The 23640-nt window shown below is 47.4% G+C and carries 16 protein-coding genes; 11 read left to right on the forward strand and 5 right to left on the reverse strand.

Annotated elements, in window-relative coordinates; translation table 11 throughout:
* Positions 1 to 599 precede the first annotated feature (599 nt).
* From BMZ72_RS24905 to BMZ72_RS24920, 4 genes are all read left to right on the forward strand, one after another.
* The gene (locus BMZ72_RS24905) at positions 600 to 3455 is read left to right on the forward strand and encodes a TIM-barrel domain-containing protein (protein ID WP_089812414.1); all 2856 of its coding nucleotides are present in this window, start codon (positions 600 to 602) and stop codon (positions 3453 to 3455) included.
* A gap of 110 nt (positions 3456 to 3565) precedes the next feature.
* On the forward strand, positions 3566 to 6676 hold the full coding sequence (locus BMZ72_RS24910; RefSeq protein ID WP_089812415.1) for a SusC/RagA family TonB-linked outer membrane protein: 3111 nt from the start codon (positions 3566 to 3568) through the stop codon (positions 6674 to 6676).
* Positions 6677 to 6694: 18 nt separating this feature from the next.
* Positions 6695 to 8257, forward strand: a complete 1563-nt coding sequence (locus BMZ72_RS24915) for a RagB/SusD family nutrient uptake outer membrane protein (RefSeq protein WP_089812416.1) — start codon at positions 6695 to 6697, stop codon at positions 8255 to 8257.
* 29 nt (positions 8258 to 8286) lie between these two features.
* Positions 8287 to 9051: a hypothetical protein gene (locus BMZ72_RS24920; protein WP_143087783.1), complete on the forward strand. Its 765-nt coding sequence runs from the start codon at positions 8287 to 8289 to the stop codon at positions 9049 to 9051.
* A 94-nt stretch (positions 9052 to 9145) separates the two neighbouring features.
* Here BMZ72_RS24920 and BMZ72_RS24925 read toward each other — a convergent pair whose 3' ends face one another.
* The gene (locus tag BMZ72_RS24925; RefSeq protein ID WP_089812418.1) at positions 9146 to 9538 is read right to left on the reverse strand and encodes a hypothetical protein; all 393 of its coding nucleotides are present in this window, start codon (positions 9536 to 9538) and stop codon (positions 9146 to 9148) included.
* Positions 9539 to 9638: 100 nt separating this feature from the next.
* Positions 9639 to 11642, reverse strand: coding sequence for a glycoside hydrolase family 19 protein (locus BMZ72_RS24930; protein ID WP_143087784.1), 2004 nt, complete (start codon positions 11640 to 11642; stop codon positions 9639 to 9641).
* Positions 11643 to 11996: 354 nt separating this feature from the next.
* Between BMZ72_RS24930 and BMZ72_RS24935 the strand changes: the two genes are divergently transcribed.
* The 7 genes from BMZ72_RS24935 (at position 11997) to BMZ72_RS24965 (ending at position 17733) form a co-directional block, all read left to right on the forward strand.
* Positions 11997 to 12857 carry an alpha/beta hydrolase gene (locus BMZ72_RS24935; protein ID WP_089812420.1) on the forward strand — a complete coding sequence of 287 codons (861 nt, stop codon included), beginning with the start codon at positions 11997 to 11999 and terminating at the stop codon, positions 12855 to 12857.
* A gap of 113 nt (positions 12858 to 12970) precedes the next feature.
* On the forward strand, positions 12971 to 14221 hold the full coding sequence (locus BMZ72_RS24940; protein WP_089812421.1) for a PAS domain-containing sensor histidine kinase: 1251 nt from the start codon (positions 12971 to 12973) through the stop codon (positions 14219 to 14221).
* Positions 14222 to 14242: 21 nt separating this feature from the next.
* Positions 14243 to 15301 (forward strand): response regulator, encoded by a 1059-nt coding sequence (locus tag BMZ72_RS24945; protein WP_012793150.1) that lies wholly within the window; start codon positions 14243 to 14245, stop codon positions 15299 to 15301.
* An 88-nt stretch (positions 15302 to 15389) separates the two neighbouring features.
* Positions 15390 to 15773: a hypothetical protein gene (locus BMZ72_RS24950; protein WP_089812422.1), complete on the forward strand. Its 384-nt coding sequence runs from the start codon at positions 15390 to 15392 to the stop codon at positions 15771 to 15773.
* Between the two features lie 96 nt (positions 15774 to 15869).
* Positions 15870 to 16298, forward strand: coding sequence for a MauE/DoxX family redox-associated membrane protein (locus BMZ72_RS37215; RefSeq protein ID WP_089812423.1), 429 nt, complete (start codon positions 15870 to 15872; stop codon positions 16296 to 16298).
* A gap of 93 nt (positions 16299 to 16391) precedes the next feature.
* Positions 16392 to 16610 (forward strand): hypothetical protein, encoded by a 219-nt coding sequence (locus tag BMZ72_RS24960; RefSeq protein WP_089812424.1) that lies wholly within the window; start codon positions 16392 to 16394, stop codon positions 16608 to 16610.
* Positions 16611 to 16668: 58 nt separating this feature from the next.
* Positions 16669 to 17733, forward strand: a complete 1065-nt coding sequence (locus BMZ72_RS24965; protein WP_089812425.1) for a hypothetical protein — start codon at positions 16669 to 16671, stop codon at positions 17731 to 17733.
* On the opposite strand, the gene BMZ72_RS24970 is transcribed toward BMZ72_RS24965, so the two are convergent.
* From BMZ72_RS24970 to BMZ72_RS24980, 3 genes are read right to left on the reverse strand one after another with little or no spacing between them, the layout of a single operon-like run.
* Positions 17724 to 19082, reverse strand: a complete 1359-nt coding sequence (locus BMZ72_RS24970) for a RagB/SusD family nutrient uptake outer membrane protein (protein ID WP_089812426.1) — start codon at positions 19080 to 19082, stop codon at positions 17724 to 17726. The genes BMZ72_RS24965 and BMZ72_RS24970 overlap by 10 nt on opposite strands.
* Positions 19083 to 19093: 11 nt before the next feature.
* Positions 19094 to 22336 (reverse strand): SusC/RagA family TonB-linked outer membrane protein, encoded by a 3243-nt coding sequence (locus BMZ72_RS24975; protein ID WP_089812427.1) that lies wholly within the window; start codon positions 22334 to 22336, stop codon positions 19094 to 19096.
* Between the two features lie 52 nt (positions 22337 to 22388).
* On the reverse strand, positions 22389 to 23624 hold the full coding sequence (locus BMZ72_RS24980) for a FecR family protein (protein ID WP_089812428.1): 1236 nt from the start codon (positions 23622 to 23624) through the stop codon (positions 22389 to 22391).
* Between the last annotated feature and the right edge of the window lie 16 nt (positions 23625 to 23640).

A 23640-nucleotide genomic window follows, 5' to 3' on the forward strand; every position in this document is an offset into this window, starting at 1 on the left:
TTGGAACTGTAAAGCGCTCACTGAAACAATCTCCAATCTGTAAAGTCAATTCTGCATTCAATACATCCACTGTAAGGTTTTTCTGTACTAAGACACACCCTCAACTACCTCCTTTTAACCCTTGCTCAAGTATAGCTCCCCCGTAGATGCGTCGTATATACGCCGTATATGCGTCGTGTCTAAGCCATTTTTTACCCTTTTAGGGGGCATTCAGGACAACCCCTCCCAGTCTTTATCTGATCAGGTCTCGTAATTCACTATAAATCATTGTGTTCCCGTAGATAAGCCATATATAAGCCGTACATAAGCCATATCTATAAGAATGGATCATCTAGGGCTTATATACGGCTTATATATGGATTATGTAGGAATCATCTCAAATACTCAAACGGCGCTAAAAAGGGGCTATTTAACAAATCATACCCCTCATTTAACATCCATCCCCTCCAAAAACACCCCTCAGTTAACATTTGCTACCCTATTCTAAAACAATCCCCTCCCCTCGGTCTTATACCGGACTGTTAAATTTGTCAGCACACGTTAGCAAGAAAATATACCATTCGTAGCCAACAAACAACCATCAGATCAATTCCATCGATATGAAGAAAAAAAGACTTTTTTCAGTCCTTGCCCTTACATGCTGCATACACCTCGCTTATGCAGGAAAAATAGAAAGACTCAAAGACGGATTACTGGTAAGGTTAGAAAAAACGACCGCCGGAGGAGTAAAACAGGTAAAACTGCAGGTGATCACCGATAATATTATTCGGGTAACTGCCAGTCCTGCGGACTCCATTTCTGCCACTCCCAGCCTCATGGCCATCGTCACCGGTACCCGGGAGGTAAAATGGACCAGTGAAGAGAAAAACAATCAGGTTATATTGAAAACCAATGCCTTAACCGCCAGCATCGATCTGAGCACTGGTGAGGTGGTATTCAAAGACCTGAACGGCCAGGTAATATTACAGGAGAAAAAAGGAGGCGGTAAAACCTTCACACCAGCTATCATAGATGGTAAACCCCTCTATAAACTGCAACAGGTATTTGAATCTCCTGCCGGAGAGGCTTTCTATGGCCTGGGACAACACCAGACCGGTCTGATGAACTACAAAGACCAGGATGTAGACCTGACACAATACAACTCTATCGCTGTCATCCCTTACCTGGTATCCAGCAATCATTATGGTATCCTCTGGGACAACTACTCCATCACCCGCTTCGGTGATGACCGCCCTTACGAGGAACTGACCAGTCTCGAACTGACAGATAAAAACGGTAAAACTGGTGGCCTGACCGCCACTTATGCCCTGCGCAATAAACCAGACAGTATCTTCCTCCAGCAACAGGAATCTGCCATCGACTTTACCTTCCTGCCAGACCTGAAAAGGATGCCCGCAGCTTACCCAATGGGGAAAGGGGTCGTTACCTGGGAAGGTAATATAGCGTCCAGAACAGGTGGTCAGGAGAAGTTTTATATGACCGCCTCCGGATATGTGAAAGTATGGATCGACGGCGAACTGAAACTCGACAAATGGAGAGAAGGCTGGAATCCTGGTCCCTCCGTATTCCGTCATCAGCTGGAAAAAGGTAAACAACACAAGATCAAAGTAGAATGGATTCCGGAATCCGATCAGGCGTTTGTCTCTGTTAAACATCTTTCTCCCACTCCTGCCACTTTGCAGAATAAGGCCGCCTTCTCCTCAGAAGCCGGCGAGAAGATCGACTACTACTTTGTATATGGTCAGCAGATGGATGATGTGATCAACGGTTATCGCAGCATCACCGGTAAAGCCGCCATCGTTCCGAAATGGGCTTTAGGGTACTGGCAAAGCCGTGAACGCTATAAAACCCAGCGTGAGGTGATCAGCACCGTACAGGAATTCCGTAAAAGACAGATCCCCCTGGACAACATCGTAATGGACTGGTCCTACTGGCAGGAAAATGCCTGGGGCAGTCAGGAATTTGACCCTGCCCGCTTCCCGGATGCAAAAGGCATGATAGACTCCCTGCACAACATCTATCATACCCACTTCATGATCTCTGCATGGCCTAAATTCTATAAAGACATTCATAACTATAATCTCTTTAATGATAAAGGCTGGCTGTACAAACAAAGCATCAATGATGGTATCAGAGACTGGATCGGTCAGGGTTATGTATCCACTTTCTACGATGCTTTCAATCCCGGCGCACGTCAACTTTTCTGGCAGTTGCTCAGTAAGCACCTCTTCAGCAAAGGCGTAGACGCATGGTGGCTGGATGCGACCGAACCGGATGTACTGTCCAACGCAACCATTGACTACCGTAAACAACTGATGAACCCTACCGCATTAGGGCCATCTACCCAATATTTTAACACCTATGCACTGCTGAACGCAAAAGGTATCTATGAAGGTCAGCGCCAGGAAAAACCTGATCAGCGCGTATTCATTCTGACGCGTTCTGCTTATGCCGGTATGCAGCGTTATGCAGCTGCTACATGGAGTGGTGATATCGCTGCCCGTTTCGATGAACTGGCCAGACAAATTCCTGCAGGTCTCAACTTTGGTATGTCCGGTATGCCTTACTGGACAACAGACATCGGTGGTTTCTATGTAGAAGACAAATATGATCAGCCTGATCCGAAAGGTGCTGACCTCGAAGAATGGAGAGAACTGAACACCCGCTGGTTCCAGTACGGTGCTTTCTGTCCGCTGTTCCGCTCTCATGGTCAGTATCCTTACCGCGAACCCTTTAATATCGCACCGGATAACAGCGTCGAATTTAATTCCATGGTCTACTACGACAAACTCCGCTACCGGCTGATGCCATATATCTATTCGCTGGCTGGCCAGACTTACCACAATGGTTATACGATCATGCGCGGACTGGCAATGGACTTTGGTAAAGACACCGCCGTACAAAGCATCGGTGACCAGTTTATGTTTGGTCCCTCACTGCTCGTCAATCCTGTATATACTTACAAAGCACGTCAGCGTCAATTATACCTCCCTGCCAACACCGGCTGGTATAATCTGTATGACGGCACCTATACAGCAGGTGGACAACATATTACGGTAGACGCACCACTGGACAGGATTCCGCTGTACGCAAAAGCAGGCAGTATTATTCCGTTCGGTCCCGCTATGCAGTACACCGCACAACGTTCTGCTGACACCATCACATTATATGTGTACGCCGGCAGCAACGGTAAATTCACCCTCTACGAAGACGAAGGGGTAAACTATAACTACGAAAAAGGACAATACAGTACCATTCCTTTCATATATGACGAAGCCAGCAAAACACTGACCATCGGCAAACGGGAAGGCAAATTCTCCGGTATGCTGCAACAGCGTACGTTCCGCATCGTCAGCGCAGGAAAGGAAAAACCGGTAAAACTCGAACTGGACAATCCGAATGCAATCGTGATGAAGTATGACGGTACAGAAAAAAAGATCTCACTTAAAAACTAACCACCTACATGAAACAAAGCAATAGCTAAGTATAACACTAACACGTTGTGAATTGTAATTCACGTTTCGACCATCAGACAAACACATCCCGTAACTAACATTCTAACATTATGAAAACTGCTTACAAAATCAGAGATTTTGTGACTGCCTGCATGATCCCCGTATCATGCGGATTGAGCAGCGCGCTGCTATTAACCATGTTATCCGGCAACGTGGCAATGGCGCAGACTCCGAAACGGGCACTTTCCGGTAAAGTGACCACAGGAAAAGATAATAGCCCGCTGCCCGGCGCCAGTGTACGCATCAAAGGCACCAACAACGGCGCCATTACAGATGGTACAGGCAGCTTCAATCTACAGGTAGGCGACTCCGACTCTCTCGAAGTCACACTCGTAGGTTTCACCCGACAAGTCATCTCCGCAAGAGGAAAATCTTCTCTGACGGTTAATCTTAGTGAAGGCTCCACCGGCCTCGATGAAATCGTGGTAGTAGGTTATGGTACCGAAAAGAAAAAACTCGTTACCGGCGCTATCGATCACGTGAACACACAACAGCTGGAACAAAACCATGCCCTCCGCGTAGACCAGGCATTACAGGGACAAACTCCGGGTGTACAGATCACCGCTACATCCGCCCAGCCAGGCGAAAGCATGAAAGTGCGTATCCGTGGTACAAGTACCGTAGGTAATGCAGATCCGCTGTACATTGTAGATGGTGTACCCACTTACGATATCAGCTACCTGAACGCCTCCGATATTGCCAGCATGGATGTACTGAAAGATGCGGCTTCCTCCGCTATCTATGGTGCAAGAGCGGCGAATGGTGTGGTATTGATCACTACGCGTAAAGGCCGTGCAGGCTCCATGAAGATTGCATATGATGCCTATTATGGCACACAGAATCCTTCTCATAAAGTATCGGTACTCAATGCACACGACTATGGCGTGATCATGAATGAAATGGCTATCAACTCAGGTGGTCAGCCGTACTTCACCATAGATCAGTTGTCTAAACTCGGCAAAGGCACCGACTGGCAGGAAGCGATCTATAATAAGAACGCACCGATGCAGAATCATTCCTTAAGCTTCGCTGGTGGGAATGACGCTTCCGTATTCTCCTCCTCTATCGCATATACGGAGCAGGCAGGTATTATCGGTGTAAATGATCAGTCCAAATATGACAGGCTCTCTTTCCGCATGAACAGCGAGCATAAAATGTACAAGGATATCATCATCTTCGGAGAGAACCTGACCTATACACAGTCACGCAAAAGAGGGATCGGTGTAGGCAATATCTACAATAACGCTATCCGCTCCGTATTCAGTACCAGTCCGCTGTTCCCGGTATACGACGAAAATGGTAACTACGCTAAATCTTCCTTTAACGTAGAAGAAGCCAATCCGGTAGCACTGATGGATTACCAGAACCAGAACAAGGATAAAACAAGCCGTATCATGGGGAATACCTATTTACAGATATCTCCCATCAAAGGATTGTCCATCCGTACTGACTTCGGTATCGATGTCAGCAATACTGATTCAAGAAGCTATACACCGCTCTACAACCTGTCCACCAATGTGATCAACGAACACTCCCGTGCAACACAAGGTATCTATCGTACCAATTCCTGGAACTGGGATAATACCATCAACTATCAGCGCGACTTCGGAAAACACAATATCGGTGTACTCGTAGGTATGAATGCCAATGAAACAAAAGCGAATTATCTCTACGGATATAAACAGGACCTGACCAAAACAGGTCTGGATAATGCGGTGATAGATAATGGTACCACTGATAGTACACAACGTATCTACGGAGCAGACAGCTCTGCTACGATCTATTCTTACTTCGGACGTATCAGCTACTCATACGCGGACAAATATATGTTCACCGCTGTAGTAAGATCAGATGCATCTTCCCGCTTCGGTCCGAACAACCGCAGGGCTTACTTCCCGTCCTTCTCCGTGGGTTGGGTACCGACCAATGAAGACTTCTTCAAACCTACCTGGCTGGAGTTCCTGAAAATCCGTGCAGGATGGGGTCAGAACGGTAACCTGCCTACCGGTTATTATCAATATCTGTCTACCATTTCCACACAATACCTGGGTTACTACTTTGGTAGCGGAGACGCTCCGGCGATCGGTGCTGCTCCGATCAAAATATCCAATCCGGACCTGAAATGGGAAACCTCCGAACAGGCAAACATCGGTTTTGATGCGAACTTCCTGAAAGACTTCAACCTGACCGTTGATATCTACCGCAAAACCACCAAAGACTGGCTAGTACCTGTCAATGTACCTGCCGTATCCGGTGCTGCTACAGTACTGATCAACGGTGGTGATGTACGCAACCAGGGTGTAGAGATCTCTCTTGGTTATCATCATACTTTCCATGACCTGAGTGTAGGTGTAAATGGTAATATGGGCATTAACCGCAACGAGATCACCGACATTCCTAATAAAGAAAAGATCATCAACGGCGCTACCGCTATTACCTACCCTAGTATGCCTGAATTCTACCGTGCACAGGTAGGTTTCCCGATGGGTTATTTCTACGGATATAAGACTGCCGGTATCTTCCAGAATGATCAGGAAGTTGCGGCTTACGTATCTAAAGACGGTAAGAAAATACAGCCGAATGCACAACCGGGCGATGTACGTTTCCAGGACCTGAATGGCGACGGCGTGATCGATAGTAAAGATCAGACACAGATCGGTAATCCTTATCCAAAATTCACCTACGGTCTTAATATCAACCTGGGTTACAAAGGATTTGATTTCTCCGCTTCGCTGTATGGCAACTATGGCAACCAGATCTGGGATGGTACGCATGACTTCTCCCGTCCGCTGAGCAATTACACAACAGAAATCCTCGGCCGCTGGACTGGTGAAGGTAGCTCTAACCGCCTGCCACGTGTCACTGATGGCGCTGAACTGAACCAGAACTGGATCCGTTCTTCCGACCTGTATGTACACAATGCTTCCTTCCTGCGTGTAAAGAGCCTCAACCTCGGATATGATTTCAAACAGCTCTTACATACACTGCCGCTGGGACAGCTGAGATTATACGTTTCTGCTACCAACCTGTTCACCTTTACGCCTTATAAAGGGGTAGATCCTGAAGTAGGTTATGGTCCTACAGGATGGGCTTCCGGCATTGACCTGGGTACCTATCCGCAGCCAAAATCCGTACTGGTTGGTCTGAACGTTAAATTCTAATCCGGTAAATCATTCCACATGAAAAAGATCTTCGCTTCCATTATAGCTATCTCACTCTTTGCTGCGTGTAGCAAGGATTTTCTGGAGCGCTCTCCTGTTGACGAACAGACAGAAACCTCCTTTTATCAGACACCCGATCAGGCCTTACAGGCACTGGTAGCGGTGTACAATCAACTCAACATTGGCGACTACGATAATATCCACCTCGTATCAGAACTGGCCAGTGACAACTGTTTCGGTGGTGGTGGTACCTCTGACCTCGTATGGAAACAATGGGATCGCTTCCAGGAGGCTTCCAATATGAACCTGGGCCTCTGGCAGAAATACTATACAGGTATCTACAGAGCGAACGTATTGTTGTCTAAAATAGATGGTGTTAACTGGGGTACTGACAGCACACTGAAAAATACCTACATCGCAGAAGCACGCTTCCTCAGAGCCTACTTCTATTTCGACCTGGCCCGCTTCTTTGGCAATGTGCCATTAACCACCAAACCACTGACTGTATCTGAATACAACATGCCACAGGCAACGCCGGCAGACGTATACAAACAGATCGCAGAAGACCTGAAATATGCTGCCGAGAAATTACCAACGGTAGCCTATCAGGGTATTCCTACCTCCAATTACGGTCGCGTCACCAAATGGGCAGCACAGGCACTGATCGGTCGTGTATTCCTCTATTACACCGGTTATTATAACCAGAATGATCTGGCAGGCGTAGTGACCAAAGCACAGGCTGCCGGTTACCTGGAAAATATCATCAATGCAGGTGGTTATGGACTGGTAGACAGCTTCCCACGTTTATGGCAGGCATCTGCTGCCTCCTTTGTGGGTGAAGACAATAAAGAGACGATCTGGTCGATCAAGTTTACGCATAAAGGACTGGGCAACTGGGACCAGCACAATGGTAACCGGATGCAGGTAGATATCGGTATCCGTAGTCAGGTATTGAATCCTTACTACAAAGGCTGGGGCGCCGGTACGGTGAACAGTAAACTGTGGAACGCCTATGATGGTGCTGACACCAGGAGAAATGCTTCTATCATTTCTATCGAAGATGAAAACCTGACAGCATATGCGATCGGCGATCAGTCACAGTATACCGGCTACTTCTGGAAAAAATACATGCCCCTCAATGATGGCAATGCAGACAGCAAAGGCGGTAATTTCCAGATCGACAACTATTTTGATGATGTCATCATCCGCTATGCAGATGTACTGCTGATGGCGGCTGAACTGAACCTGGGCACTGATCTGGGTAAAGCACAGGGCTACTATGACCAGGTACGCGACAGGGCATTCCTGAATACCACCAGCAGAAAAACGCTGACGGCTACCAATGGAAAAAGCCTGATCATGGAAGAACGCAGACTGGAATTTGCACTGGAAGGTTTACGTTACTGGGACCTGCTGCGTCAGGGTATGAGTGTGGCAAAAGCTGCTATCGACAACAGCAGTTCAGACGCACAGTTCAATGTCTCCTTCCGTACGGAAACACAGGGACTGTTCAAGATCCCGGAGCAGGAGATCAATCTCTCCAGCGGCGTTTACAGACAAAATCCAGGATGGGCTAACTAATGTTGAATCATTCCACAAAAAACTGCATCATGAAAAAGTTTATCACCTTATCCCTGCTCGCGTTATCTGCACTGCTGGTTTCCTGTACAAAGGAAGATGAAGAAAGTCTGGAGGGAGCAAGCATTTCAAAAGATAACCTGAAATTTTCCATTACACAGGAACAGGGACACGACAATATAGTTATGCTGAACAGCCTCACAGCAGGTAGCTATATCCCATTCTGGGAATATACCGGCGGCTTTTCAAAGAATAAGAAGGATACGATCAACCTGCCCTTCGCAGGGAAGTATACGATCCGCTATACGATCTATACACCCGGCGGACCAATCGCAGACTCCAGCGATATTACCGTGTCTGAAAATGACCCGGAATATTTCGCGAGTCCGCTATGGAAAATGCTGACCAATGAACAGGCAGGTAAAACCTGGGTGTGGGCAACAGATATCCCTGGTGGGATCTGTTATGGTAACGGCTCCGGTGGTGCTACAGCACCGGAATGGTGGCAGAACGGTATCGCTTACCTGACATCGGAGGGGGTTGCGGCCGATGAGATGACCTTCGATCTCAATGGCGCTAAAAACTACTCGCTCACACATGCCGGCGCTGCAAAGAAGGCATTGTTTGAGCTGGATACACTGAACAGAACTTTAAAGATAACAGGTGGAGATATTCCCCTCGGCAATAAAGTGACTTACGTGATCGTAAAACTGACCACCGATGAACTGACCCTTGCACAACAGGGCGATGGCTGGAGAAACATCTGGATGTACAAAAGAAAGGGATTTAACTATTAGTTTTCGGGATTTAAGATGGAAGAAAAAAGGGATGAGGTTTTGCACCTTATCCCTTCTTCTTTTTTATAGTCTGTATATTGTCGCAACGACTATATTATTTCACGATCACAGTATCTGTAATGAATGTATTCTCTCCGGATACAAATTGCAGGTAATAAGTGCCCGCAGCCTTTTCTTTTAACTGATAAGAGGCCTTACGTGTAGGAATATCCATTGTACACATACAACCCTTGTAAACAGCTTCCACATCGATGGTAATGGTATTACCGCTCTTCTTTTCAATAAACTTACTGAACTGTCCGCAGCCACTGTTCACGGGGAAATAAACAGTCGTTGTATTGTTGCCACTTGCAGATGCTTTATCGATCTGGCTAACAGGCGCTTTACCGTATTTGATACAGTCATCTGTAGCGCCGGAAGTTGTTTTTTTACTGCATCCTGTCATGGCAATCGTCGCCAGGAAAATAAAGGTTAATGGTATTCTCATGAAAATTGATTTATACCCCTCTCCTGGAAACGGAAAGGGAACTGTAACCTTAACGCATAAGATATGCCATTGGTTACAGTTCCCTTAAAAATTTAATATTTTATTTTATACGGATGATCTTCTTAGTGCCTATTACACCATATCTGCCGCTGTCAACTTTCAGGATCAGGGTACCGGAAGGTACACGGCTGATATCGAGCTGTACCTGCTGCGCCGCACTGCCATTTGGCTGAACGATCTGCTGTAATACCGGCTGACCGCTTTCCGCACTCAGCAATGATACCAGGAGTCTTTCTTTGCCTTTACCATTTACGGTGACGGTCAGGGTGTTACCATTTACCGGGTTCGGATACACCTTCAGCGCGCCTTCAGTTGCCGGTGTCTCATTAAGCACAGCCGCTGTAGTTACGGAACCTGCCACCGCTACCGGACAGTTACTTACAAAAGTCCATGGTTTTGCATCTCCGGTATTAGTATCCGGCTGATCGCCCTGTGTCCACCATTTTGCCTGATAGATCTTGTTACCATAAGCCACTTTAACACCCTGGGTATAGATACCACCTGGCGTCCATCCCTGTACACCGCCGCAAGGCTGACCAGTGCCACCACCATCGCCGCCATTACCGTTACAGGCGCCTACAACTGCCCAGGTGCTGTTGGTACCTGGTACATCGCCACTACCAGCCCACCACAGATTGCGGTAGATCACGCTGTTATAACGAACGATATTGCCCGCAGCCTCATAGATCTTTGTTGATTCCCAGGCTGGCAGGGAAGCACAACCGGCGAAAGTCTGGCTATTCCATACCGTGAAATTGATGGTCGTCACGATGGAGTCCTTACCATTTCTCAGCCCAACCGCAGTTGCTGTTTGCTGACCATAGGCAGTCGGCGTCCATTGTACACTGGTGCCTGCCAGTCTCAGACCACCGATTTTGATAAATACCTGTGTGATCTCATTCTTCGGATCGCTTTTCGCTACTGTCAGGGTTACCGGTGACAGCGAAGTCACACTGAGGATGCCATTCGCAGGAGAAGTAAAGGTCAGTGCGGTGATCTGTGAACACTCGGTATTGTCGATAGCAAAAGGAGCCATATTCGCACAACCACAGTTAACAGCATTGTTGCCGCCATTCAGCTCCATGCTCACCTGTTTGATACCTGTATAACGCTGATAATGCGCAATACGGCTGAGTACTTTCGTATTCTCAGTACCCTTGTTACATTCCAGTCCGCCGTTAATGATATTCACCGTAGCGCCAAAACCAGGCTTCAGGCCACCCGCAATCTGTGCAGCGGTAGGTTCCCATTTACCAGGGATCATTACATCATGACAGGACTGCTTAGGATACTGCTGGGCCATCCAGAACCAGATCCCTGTCTGGAAAGCGATCACGCCATCCTGGATCACTTTCTCCGGATTGGCGAGTAATACGTTCTTGTCACCGAAGATAAATTCGCTGGCCTGACCATAGTTATAGTTCCAGCTTAACTGGATCGGACCACGGCCATGGTAAGACTTACCCGCAGCAGGCGGATATTGTGTGCTGGCCTCGCGGTAACCGATGTTACTGGTGCCTTCGTAACCCACTTCTTCGCGGAAATACAATCCCCAGGCATACTGACCGCCCGGAGCTGTAGGCCAGCCACCGGTAGTTTCCTGGGAGATATTGGCCAGGAATGCCATCAGCTCCCTTTTACGGACAGTCAGGTCGCCTTCGCCCGCAAAAGTGGCATAGTCGATCTCCTCGCGAATAATGGCGTTGGGAGAAATGCTGAAATCAGCGTCCTGACGGATCACTACTGATGCACCGGTGGTTTTATCCACGCGGGTCAGTTTGTAGGCATTGGTCGCACAACGTCTTTCAGAAATGATCTTAATGTTGGACATCAGTCTTACCGCCTCTCTGAAATTGGCGTAAGAATAGAAGTCCTTCGCAGCCGTAGTGGGTAAAGTACCACTACCGGTACGATCATCAGGATTAAAACGATGTGGAAATAAAACATCCCATTCAGCACTGGTGATAACATCAGTAATGGATTGGGAAAAAGCTGTGGGCATACAGCATAGCAACAGGAAGACAATGAAACGTACAGTTTTCATAGCATAGTGGGTTGTGTACCCGGCGGTACGATGATTATTTTGAGTCGGGGCAAATATAATAAAAAATCCTCCTATTATACTGCAGCCAATAGCTGTAGATGCACAATCATGCTACGTTTATACCCATACGTTATTTCCGCAAGCGCCAGATTCCGTAGAACTACGCTTGCGCAACATCCCTTCTGATGATAATTTTGTACCCGTTAACACCAGGCACCACTACACTACACTGTTGTTCTTTAGCCCCATTAACTTATTCTTTAGCCCCAAAATAACCCCAAAATTAACCCCACTTTTTTCTCTCTTTTTTTTGCCCTGCGTTTTAGTTAATTTGTCACCCAAACCCGTCCCGGTATGAAAACAACATTGTATACACTCTTACTCTCATTGTTCGCTATGCAGGCATTTGCGCAAACAAAGGAAAAAGACATCATTCACCTGTGGCCAGGCGCCGTACCAGGAGAAACAGCTGCTAAAAAACCGGCTGTTCCGACCAGTGACAGCAGCAAAGGCGTGATCAGACTGACCGATGTAACCGATCCAATCATGCAGGTATTCCTGCCGGAGAAAAGCAAAGCCAATGGCGCAGCCGTAATTGTGTGTCCGGGAGGCGGCTATCAGATCCTGGCCATCAACCTGGAAGGCTATGAAATTGCCCAATGGCTGAACGGACTGGGTTATACCGCCTTTGTACTGCAATACCGGGTACCACAGAAGCAGGAAGGCGCCTTACAGGACGTACAGCGTGCTTTACGCCTCGTACGCTCCAGGGCTTCAGAATGGCAGTTAAAACAGCAAAAGATCGGTGTACTGGGTTTCTCTGCCGGTGGCAGTCTGAGTGCCAGGGCCAGTACCCTGTATAACAAGCAAAGCTACGCACCCATCGATAAAGCCGACAGCGCTTCCGCCCGTCCGGACTTTGCCCTGCTGATCTACCCCGCTTATCTTGACCTCGGCGCCAATCACAGCATTACACCTGAATTACAGATAGATAATCGCACCCCTCCTACTTTCCTGTTCGCCACTGCCGATGATCCATATGCCAACAGCGCACTGGTCATGGCCGGCGCATTACGGGAAGCCAAAGTACACGTCGAACTGCACCTCTACGCCAAAGGCGGGCACGGCTATGGCCTCCGTCCTGATAATAAAGCCGGACTTGCCTGGACAACCCTGGCCTCTCACTGGCTCGAAAGGAATGTCAGGGAAAAATGAGCATTATCAGTCATTCTGCTGACCGCCGTCATATGAGGACATACTGCTTAGGTGGAATTTTACAGCCTATAAAGTATATTTACCGCATATTCTTTTAACGGTAAGTATCAAGTATGAAGAAGTGGATCACCAAGCTGACAACAATGTTCTCCGGCAATAGCGTTTACAAAAAAGAATATAACAAGGAGCTGCAGCGCTTTGAAGCCCTGTTCAACTACGCCAGTATCGGTATACTCGTAACGAACCAGCAGGGACAGATCGTGCTGATCAACGACTTCGCCCTCCGGCAGTTCGGGTACGAACGGGGAGAACTCATGGGAGATCGTATCGAACGGCTCATGCCACAACGCTTCCGTCACCGGCACGTTGATCACCGGGATCATTACAATCATCATCCGCAAAGCCGCCCGATGGGTATAGGGCTGGATCTCTTTGCCGTTAAAAAAGACGGTACGGAGTTTCCCGTGGAGATCAGTCTCAGTCAGTACGAACATGAAGAAGGCGCCTTTGTGATTGCCTATATCAACAATATCACAGAGAGAAAAAAGGCGGAAGAAAAGATCGAGAAACTGAACAATGAACTGGAACACAAGATCAGTGAACGTACGCAACAGCTGACCACCGCACTGGAACAACTGGAGCATTCCAAACAGGAAGTGATGACAGCGCTTGATAAAGAAAAAGAGCTCAGCGAACTGAAATCCCGTTTCGTCTCAATGGCCTCTCACGAGTTCCGTACGCCACTTAGTACGATCCTGTCATCCGCATTCCTGGTCAATCAGTATACCACCGAAGCAGAACAACCGAAACGTAGTAAACATATACAACGTATCATCTCTTCCGTGACCCTGCTGACGGAAGTGCTGAACGATTTTCTTTCTGTGGGTAAGATCGAAGAAGGCGGCGTACAGGTACGCACCAGCACCTTTGATCTGCAGCAACACGTGACGGCTATCATACAGGAAATGCAGGATATCGTACAGGAAGGACAACGTATTCAGTATGAACATGCAGGGGCAACTGCGGTGCAGCTCGACCCTTCCCTGCTGAAACATATTCTGTTAAACCTGCTGGGAAATGCCATCAAATTCTCTGGAAAACATAGTGTTATACAGGTGCATACCGAACATACCGGAAATGATGTAATATTGAGGGTGAAAGACAGCGGTATCGGCATATCTCAGGAGGACCAGCAACACCTGTTCGAACGTTTTTTCAGGGGCGCCAACGTAAGCAATATCCAGGGTACAGGTCTTGGTTTACATATCGTTAGCAGATACGCTGAACTGATGAACGGATACATCACCTGCGAAAGCGAACTGAATGAAGGCACCACTTTCATCGTCACTTTCAGGCAATTATAACTAAAAGGAATAGTACTATAAATGAAAACGATCCTGCTGATAGAAGATAATGACGATATTCGCGAGAATACTGCCGAAATACTGGAACTTGCCAATTACAGGGTCCTGACGGCTGAAAATGGGAAAACCGGCGTGGAAATGGCTCTGGAAGAACTGCCCGACCTGATCGTATGTGATATTATGATGCCTGTGCTGGATGGTTATGGCGTACTGCACCTGCTGCAAAAACACCCGGAAGTCGAAGATACCCCTTTCATATTCCTGACCGCCAAAAGCGAACGCGGAGACTTCCGCAAAGGAATGGAAATGGGCGCAGACGACTATATCACCAAACCTTTCAGCGGTACAGACCTTTTAAATGCAGTAGAAAGCAGACTAAAAAAGTCAGAACTTAAAAAACAGGTTTTACCTGCAGATATGGAAGGAGTACAACAACTGCTGTTGACAGCTACAGGCGCCAATCCTCTGAAAACATTGATGGAAGAGGGTAACACAGACAGGTACAAAAAGAAACAACTGATCTACCAGGAAGGTAATCGTCCCACCAGCCTTTACTTTATTCAGAAAGGCCGCGTGAAAACCTATAAGGTGAACAACGACGGAAAAGAACTCGCCGTCAATCTGTACAGCGCCGGTGAATTCCTCGGATATGTCGCCCTGCTCGAAGGCAGCAACTATCATGAAAATGCCGAAGCACTGGAAGCATGCGAACTGACCGCCATTCCCAGAGAGGATTTTGAAACGCTGATCAATAATAACCGCGAAGTAGCACAACAATTCATCCGCCTGCTCGCTAAAAATATCACCGAAAAAGAACAGCAACTGCTCCACCTTGCCTACAGTTCACTGCGCAAAAAAGTAGCCGAAGCCCTGCTCTTCCTGAAAAAGAAATACCACCACGTAACGGACCAGCCGTTCTCCATAGATATCTCCCGCGAAAACCTCGCTACGATCGCAGGTACCGCTACAGAATCCATGATCCGTACGCTGGGCGACTTCAGAGACGAGAAACTGCTGGAAATAAAACAGGGCGTTATCACCATTCTGAACGAACAGAAACTCGCCAACCTGGTGAATTAATGATAAAAATCAGTTTTTACGCTGATGCGCATCCTGTGCTGCCCGCAGGCAGCTGACTATCTTTACGTCAGATAAGATAGTTTTAGTAATGGAAGATCTCCTGCGTGAATTAACTGCATTTAAAAAAGAACTGGCGGCGCTTGAAAATCGCAACATCGCACTCAAGACGCAACTCGCTCACATACTGCAATATCATTTCGACCGCTCCCTGCTGGACAGGCTGGAATATTTCCATACCGCTTTCCTCCAGCAGGATACGCGGTTCGAAGCCCTGCGCGGAGAACTGGCCCTGCAACAGGTGTGGGTGAGCGAACCCGATATGAACGCCATCAACTATGAAAACATCCGCACCCACCAGGTGCATATACGCTCCAGACTGAAAAGCATGGAAACTGATATGCAACAACTCATGACCATCTTCCTGGATTATCTGCAGGAACATTTCCCCGCTATACCCAAAAACAATTGCTGATAACCCACATTGATTTTCTTCAATACTTTATCTCCCCGGGATAAAATACTTATATGATTTAGAAAAATATCCTATATTAGACAAGCGTTATATCCTATGTCAAGAAAATTGTTATCAGATATTCTATCTGCTTTACTGGTATTCCTTTTTATATATACCGGTATAAGCAAATTGCTCGATTATCATACATTCCGACGGCAATTGGGACAATCGCCTTTTATCACTTTGTATGCGCCCTTTATTGTTTGGGCACTACCATTGGGGGAAATAATTATCGCGGGACTACTACTCTACACCCGCACACGTTTGATGGGGTTTTATCTTTCTTTTTTTCTGTTAAGCCTTTTCACATTTTATCTCGTAGCAATGCTACGCCTGAGTTATTTTATTCCTTGTTCCTGCGGGGGCGTTTTGCAACATCTGTCATGGAACGCACACATTGTTTTTAATATCGTCTTTGTCATACTATCAACTATCGGGGTACTGCTGCACGCAAAACAACAAAGTGCACAACCAGCCAACTGATTTCTGATTTCTGGACCAAACGGCATTTATTACAGGGGGAGCCGAAAACCTTCAGAACAGAGTAGGCATTTATTTTATTTAATAAAACACACCATGAAAAAGACACTTTCATTAGCGTTTTTCGCTGCCCTGTGCGCAGCAGGAACTGCATTTGCTGGCAAATTACAGGAAGACACACAGTGGTTACTGAATGATGATACCGTTGTAACCGGTACTTCACAGCAGATTAAAGTTATTTATTGCGGAGGCGCTAATGCCGTTCAATGTGCGGTAAGCCTGACTGGACCAACCACCATCATCAGAAAGAGCTGATTCACATGTTCTGGCAGGAAGTGCTTATACAGCCTTCCTGCCTTGCTACCAAACCATTATGAGAAAGCGTATTTACACCTTGTTGTCGCTGCTGATAGCGGCATTTCTGATTATTGTCGTATTAGTCTGGACGGCTCCCTCTCCGAACAAACAACCCAATGGGTTCAGCCGCCACTATCTGCAATCATCGCCTTTAACAACGATCACTACTATACCTGCGGATAACATCCTCGATATCGCCGGCGCTGACGACAGCCTGTTTTATTTCTCCGTATTACGTCAGCCGGCAACGATCATCACTTCATCTCTCAACCCCGGCGCTCCTGCAGATACTTTCCATATTCCGCTTCGCGCTTCATTCCGTGACGCTGTCAGTGAATATTTCTTTACACAGGTGAGCAATGATAACTACTTTGTATTCGGCTATAATATGCCCGCTATCTGCAAAACAACACGCACCGACAGCAGTAGACATACATTTATGACACTGCCCCCCGGCGGTTTCTCACAGGGATATCTGCTGCGGGATGAAAAGCATTTTGTACTGCGTAAATTGCAGGTACAGGAAAAAGACCAGTTATTTGTACGGACAGATTTTGAAAGTAATACCTTGCTGACAGAAAACGGTCTTTCCGAATTACACAGAGACGGTGGTATGAGTACAGATGGTACACTGACCTACGACAGAAGTACTGGTCTCTTTACCTATCTCCACTTCTACAGCAACCGCTTCTTTACTTTTGACAGTACGCTTCAACGCATCAGCAATCATCACACCATCGATACCTTCGCCGTATCCCGGTTCGCTACCGCAAGTAGTAGTGATGAAGGGAACCAGGTATACACAAACGCCGGCCCTGATCAGATGATCAATGGCTTCAGCTGTGCAGATAAAGGCATCCTGTATGTGCAGGGTAAACTGAAAGCAGACAATGACTTAGCTGATATGTTTGCCGCACATTGTGTGATCGATCTGTATAAGATCAGTTCAGGCAAATATCTGGGCAGCTATTACCTGGATATTCCCGCCCGTACAAAAGTCAATCAGTTATTCGTACAGGGTGATAAACTGGTGGTGCACTGTGCTGATAAAATCTATGCGATCCAACTGGCTCATTCATAACCATCATTTTGCGAAAGATTAGGGTTCCTGTTCCGCTCTTCCTGCGGGATCGGATAAAGCGCGGCGGTTGATTTCCAGGTAGGTTTTAATATCCGCATCAGGGAATCGATCTGCCCTGTGCGTTTCAGACTGAACCAGCGGTCGCCCCATTCTGTAAACAGCTCCATACGTCGCTCCCGTTCAACATAGATCAGACAGGAATCTCGCATCGTACCGGCATATAAGGGTGGTAATCCTGCTCTGGCTCTCAATACATTGAGGTCTGCAACAGCATCGGATATGCGGTTCAGTCTTGCTGCTGCTTCCGCACGGATAAGGTATTGCTCTTCTATACGCAGCAACATCACATACTCTTCCCTGCCGGGTAATGCAGCAGTACGGTTACGGTACTTACAGGCGTTGTAATACAGTGACCCTCCATAAAAAAACGGACTGGTCCAGCTGGTCCTTCTTTTGTCATCAGGTTCGAACGTACGCATGAAATCGGCCGTAAAAGGATAAAAGGAAAAGCCGCCCACCACCGTTGTTGGTAACAAGGTCTGCCCTGCATAAGTATATCCTTCACTCCGCCATAACTGCAATATCGCCGGACGGCTATTCCGCAGAAAAACACTATCCGCCGTGATCAATGGTGTATACTCACCGGAATTGATCACTTCTGAAGATACCGCCAAAGCATCCTCCCATCGTTCCTGCTGCAGATAGACTCTTGCGAGTAAAGCCATCACCGCCCAGCGGTTCGCCCTTACCTTTTCACTGGTCACATAATAGGCAGGTAATTGCATCGCTGCATTTAAAAGATCTGACATGATCAGCTGATAAACCTGGTTTACAGGCGCCCTGCCCGCCAGTGAAGTTTCTTTCACATTGGTCGTCGTGATCAGGGGCACCTCCCCCCAGCAATTCACCAGGTAGTAATAACAGAAAGCGCGTAGGAAACACGCCTCTCCATTGAGTTGTCTGGCCTTACTGCCTGACAGTCCCGTATTGGCGGCAATCCCTTCCAGCATCGCATTCGCGCCATATATCACCTGGTACATTCTTCTCCAGCAGGACAACAATTGTATATCTGAAGATGGGATCGCATTCGTCGGATATTTCAGCAGATTGGTATTCAGCGTCGTCAGTTCATCCGCTGTCATACCATTGATCAGGGGCAGGATATTACTGGGAAAATAATCTGATAACTGAAAATAAAGATCCGCTACCGCAGCATCTGCCAGACGGTCATTGTTGTATACGTCTTCAGCCGGAATCTCGTCTGAAGGCGAATCCACCTCTATCAGTTTCTTACAGGAAACGGTGAGTGAAAAGCAGCAAATGATAAAAAGCAATACACGGTACGACATCTCTTCTCAGCTTATAATGTTAACTGAACACCACTGGTGATCACTCGCAACAGCGGCACCAGTATCTGTGTCTCAGGATCGGCTCCTTTATATCCTGTGATGGTCAGCAGGTTCTGCCCCTGCAGATACACCCTGCACAACTGCAATCGCAGTTTTTTTAATACCGGTTCCGGCATACTATAGGAAATAGCCACATTCTTTAATCGCAGGTAGGAGGCATCCTGGTAGATCGCATTGGATGTAGCCAGTTTACTTCCCAGGTCATACGCTTCACTTCCTACCGTCGCAGTAGCACGGGGAATGTTGGTATGATCTCCCGGCTTACGCCATCTGTCCAGACTCTCCGTCAGCTGATTGGCAAAATCACCGGGACGTATCGCCGGCAATATGCCCTCCTGTTTAACAAACTGCCAGAAAAACGCCAGGCTGATATTTTTATATCTCAGATCATTCTGTACGCCGCCATAAAAATGCGGGTCCAGATTAGCGATAGTAACAAAATCATTGAGGGTGGATAGTTTTCCGTCATGGTTCACGTCTTCATAACTGGGGTTGCCTGTCTGCGGATCTATTCCGGTAAAATGATACCCTCTCATAATATTCAGCGACTGCCCAATTACAAATGCATTGGCATAGGAAGACACTGCCAGGCTATGAAACCGTTTCAGTGTATTACTGAAGAAAGAGACATTCGCAGCAGTGGTCCAGCTGAAATCTTTTGCATTGAAATTATTCGTGCGTAATTCCAGTTCCCAGCCTGTATTCTCTACTACTGCCGGCAAATTGGCCTGGTAACTGGTAAAACCGGTCACACCGGGCAACTGATAACCGACCAGCTGATTACTGCTGCGGTTACAATATTTGGCGGCCGAAAAGAAGAGCTTATCGTTCAGAAAACCCAGTTCGATAGCAGCCTCCATCTTCTTGTTAGCCTCCCAGCTGTATTTATCATCCGCAATACGCAGCGGCGCCAGCGTATTATCGCCGATATAGTTGCCATTGCTGCCATAATTACGCATATACTGATAGTCCGTGATCTGATCGTTACCTGTAAAACCGCCGCTGGCTCTCAGCTTACCAAAGCTCAGCCAGGATAGTCTTTTTGCAAACGGTTCTTCTGTAAATACCCATCCTAATCCGACGGAACCAAAGTCGCCAAACTGCCTCCCGGGTCCGAAGCGGGAAGAGCCATCACGCCGGTAACTTACATTCAGCAGGTATTTCCGCTTCCAGTCATAGGTAAAGCGGCTAAAGAAGGAAATATACCGGTACAGCGCATAAGTATTCGGCCGGTGTATAACCGTATCCGCACCCTCCAGTGAATGCATCGCAGCCTCGTCCGGGTATCCCTGACCAATAGACAGCGTACCATTACGCGTCGTTTGTTGCCAGGTACCGCCTATTAATGCATGCAGATTACCTTTCCCTACACGCAGATTATAATCCGCCTGTGGTTCCACAATAAAAGACTCCCGGTTATTTTCCGCAACACGGATAGAACTGGTGGGCGCATTATTTGGATGCTGGGCTGACTGGGGGAAAGAGAAGAATTGTTTCATCCGGATGTTCGACAAACCCATACTGGTTTTCAGGATTAACCCCGGGAACAACCTGTATCGCAACACCAGGTGACTCAGCAGATTATTGGTTTTACTATTGGATTGTTGTTCCATATAGGCCAGTGGGTTATCAAAAGACGAACCCCAGTAGTAATGACCGCTACTGTCAAATAGCGGATAATTTGGTGGCAGGTTATAAAACGCAAAAATATCATTGGCGATACTCTTGTTATTATCTGTCATAAAACTCGCGGTGAAACCTGTTTCCAGGCGATGCTCCGGATGATGGTGCTCGTAACTCAGGTGGAAACCACCCCGTTGATAACCCAGATCAGCAGGCAATACAGTCCCTTCTCTGTAATAATTACCACTCAGCAGAAAGGTGTTGTAATTGCTGCCACCGGAGAAGCTCAGTTGCCCGTTGGTCACAGGCGCAGTACCACCCATTAACTTTTTAAACCAGTTTGTATGTTGTGTTGTATCCCAGATCAGCAGATCGGGCGCATTGGCAGCAGTTGGCCGTATACCATCGTTGGCAAAGGCTTCTCTTCTGATACTGAGATAATCGCTGATCTTCAGCATATCCATATGCCCGGCCGTTACACCAATACCGGTTTTTACATTCAGATCCGTTTTCAGCGGGCCGGCTTCCCCTTTCTTTGTGGTGATCAGCACAACCCCATTCGCTCCCCTGGAGCCATAAATAGCAGTAGCGTCTGCATCTTTCAATACATCGATGCTTTCTATATCCGCAGGGTTGATGTTGGTAAAAGGACTGATACGACCGGCAGCGCCGAACAGGTCTTCCGTATTATTGAGCGGTGTAATATCAAACGGTACCCCATCGATGATAAACAACGGATCATTACCTGCGGCAATGGAGTTCCGGCCACGGATAAACAGTTTTACCTGCGCTCCGGGCAAACCGTTGGTCCTGGTCACCTGTAAACCAGGGATCTGTCCCTGTAAAGCAAATAATACGTTCGATACGGGCTGATTGGCTAACTGCTCTGCTGTCACTCTGCCAACAGCTCCTGTCAATCTCCTGCGGCTGCTGGAACCATATCCGATCACCACGGTTGCATCGAGCGTATTGACCGCATCTCCAAGCTTTATTTCGTGCAGAGGTTCGCTGCGTAACACAGTATCTACCGGACGATAACCCAGTGAAGAAATACGCAGCATCACGCCTGGTGATACGCCAGCCAGTACAAACTCGCCGTTGGCGCCGGTAGTGACACCACGGGAAGTACCTTTTACAAGAATAGTAGCGCCGGGAACCGGCTGGTTACCAATATCCGTAATATGCCCGCGGATCGTGACCATCGTTTCTACCGTATTGGTCAGCTCCGTCTTTTTATCCGTTTCCGCTACCTGCAGATAGATGCGTTTTCCCTGTTTCAGCCAGCTGATATTCCTGTGCTGTAAAACAAAAGTGAGCACCTCTTCCCAGGAGGCATTTTTATAATTGAGTGAGATCTTCTCATTGCCATCGATAATGGCATTGTCAAAAACGAAAAAATACCCGGTTTGCCGGGTAATACTTTTAAAAACGTTGGTGAGTAGAATGTGTTTACCGGTAATAGTGACCCTTGCCCCATCCGTCGTGTCCTGTGCTATCATGCGGGTAGCTGGAAACAACAGACAGCACAGTATCAATAGGATTTTGATCGCCTTACAAACATGCTTTACCATTTTTTCAATTTATGGTACGGATATCATAGCTGGCTTTCGACTCAGATGTGGCTTATTTTGTCCTAAGATATATTTTATCATCCGTAATTCTAAACGTTATACCGGATGTTTTGTCAAGGCTTTCCAAAAAGTCTGTAAGTGGCTGATCTCGTTCGATCACACCAGTCAGCATTTTGTTAGCCAGGGCCGGGTCGTCAAATAACAATTGCTTGCCGTACCAGTGGGAGATCACGGCGTCTAAGGTACCTAATGGTTGATTATAATAGGCATATTCTCCTTTTCTCCAGCTCAGCGTAATGGCTTCATCAAAGCTTTGCTGCTGCTGGCGGTAGCCTTTACGGTATACGGAGGCCATTCCCGGTTTCAGATACATGCTGTCATTATCCTCCGCATCGCTCACCACGCTTCCTGATACCAGTGAGGTAACGATCAGGGAATCGTTATAAGCATTCACGTTAAAGGATGTACCCAGCACTTTCACAGAAGTTCCGGCGGTATGTACAATAAATGGTTGATCTGCTTTTTTGGCGATATCGAAGTAGGCCTCACCTTCCAGGTACACTTCCCTGTTATTACCATCAAAGGAGAAAGGGAAGCGGAGGCGTGAAAAGGCGTTCAGGTGTACGACAGAACCGTCGGACAACTGCACTTTATAATCTTTACCGGTAGGGACGAAAAGGGTATTCCAGCCACCCGCACCATCTCCAGGCTGGAATGACAACATGCCATCCCGCTGGTGCAGCAACGCGTTCTGTGTATTGATATCGGCGGCGGTATTGGCGGCAAGACGTACGGTATCACCTTCTTCAAGCAGAAGACGTACATCGCCCCAGGCAGGGATAGCGGCGATCGATGTACCCCTGTCATCTTTTACAGCTGCTGAGCGGCCGCCAAGCAGATAGTATCCACCGGTAGCGATCAGTAGGGTAATAGCTGCTGCCAGCCACCATCTGTTGCGGGAACGGGGTTTACCATCTTCCTGTAAGGAAACCACCCGTGTTTCGTCCACGGTAGCAGGTATAATGATCGTATTCTTCTTTTCGGGGTCTTTTTTCTCTTTATCTGCATGCAATAAGGAGAGTACGCTGCTCCAGGCCCGCTCATTATGAAGATCATTCATAAACTCGGGACCGGCTACGTCGCGGGCGCCTTCCAGTTCTTCAAGACAACGTTTTACGTTGGGATCCACCTGGGCCATCTGCTCCAGGTAACGGTTGTCTTCATCACTGATATCGCCGCTTAATTTCTCCAGTATCAGCTGGAAGATATGTTCCTGATTGTAACTCATGTGGGAAAAACAAAGT

This window comes from Chitinophaga sp. YR627 (genome assembly GCF_900114995.1).
Lineage (GTDB): Bacteria > Bacteroidota > Bacteroidia > Chitinophagales > Chitinophagaceae > Chitinophaga.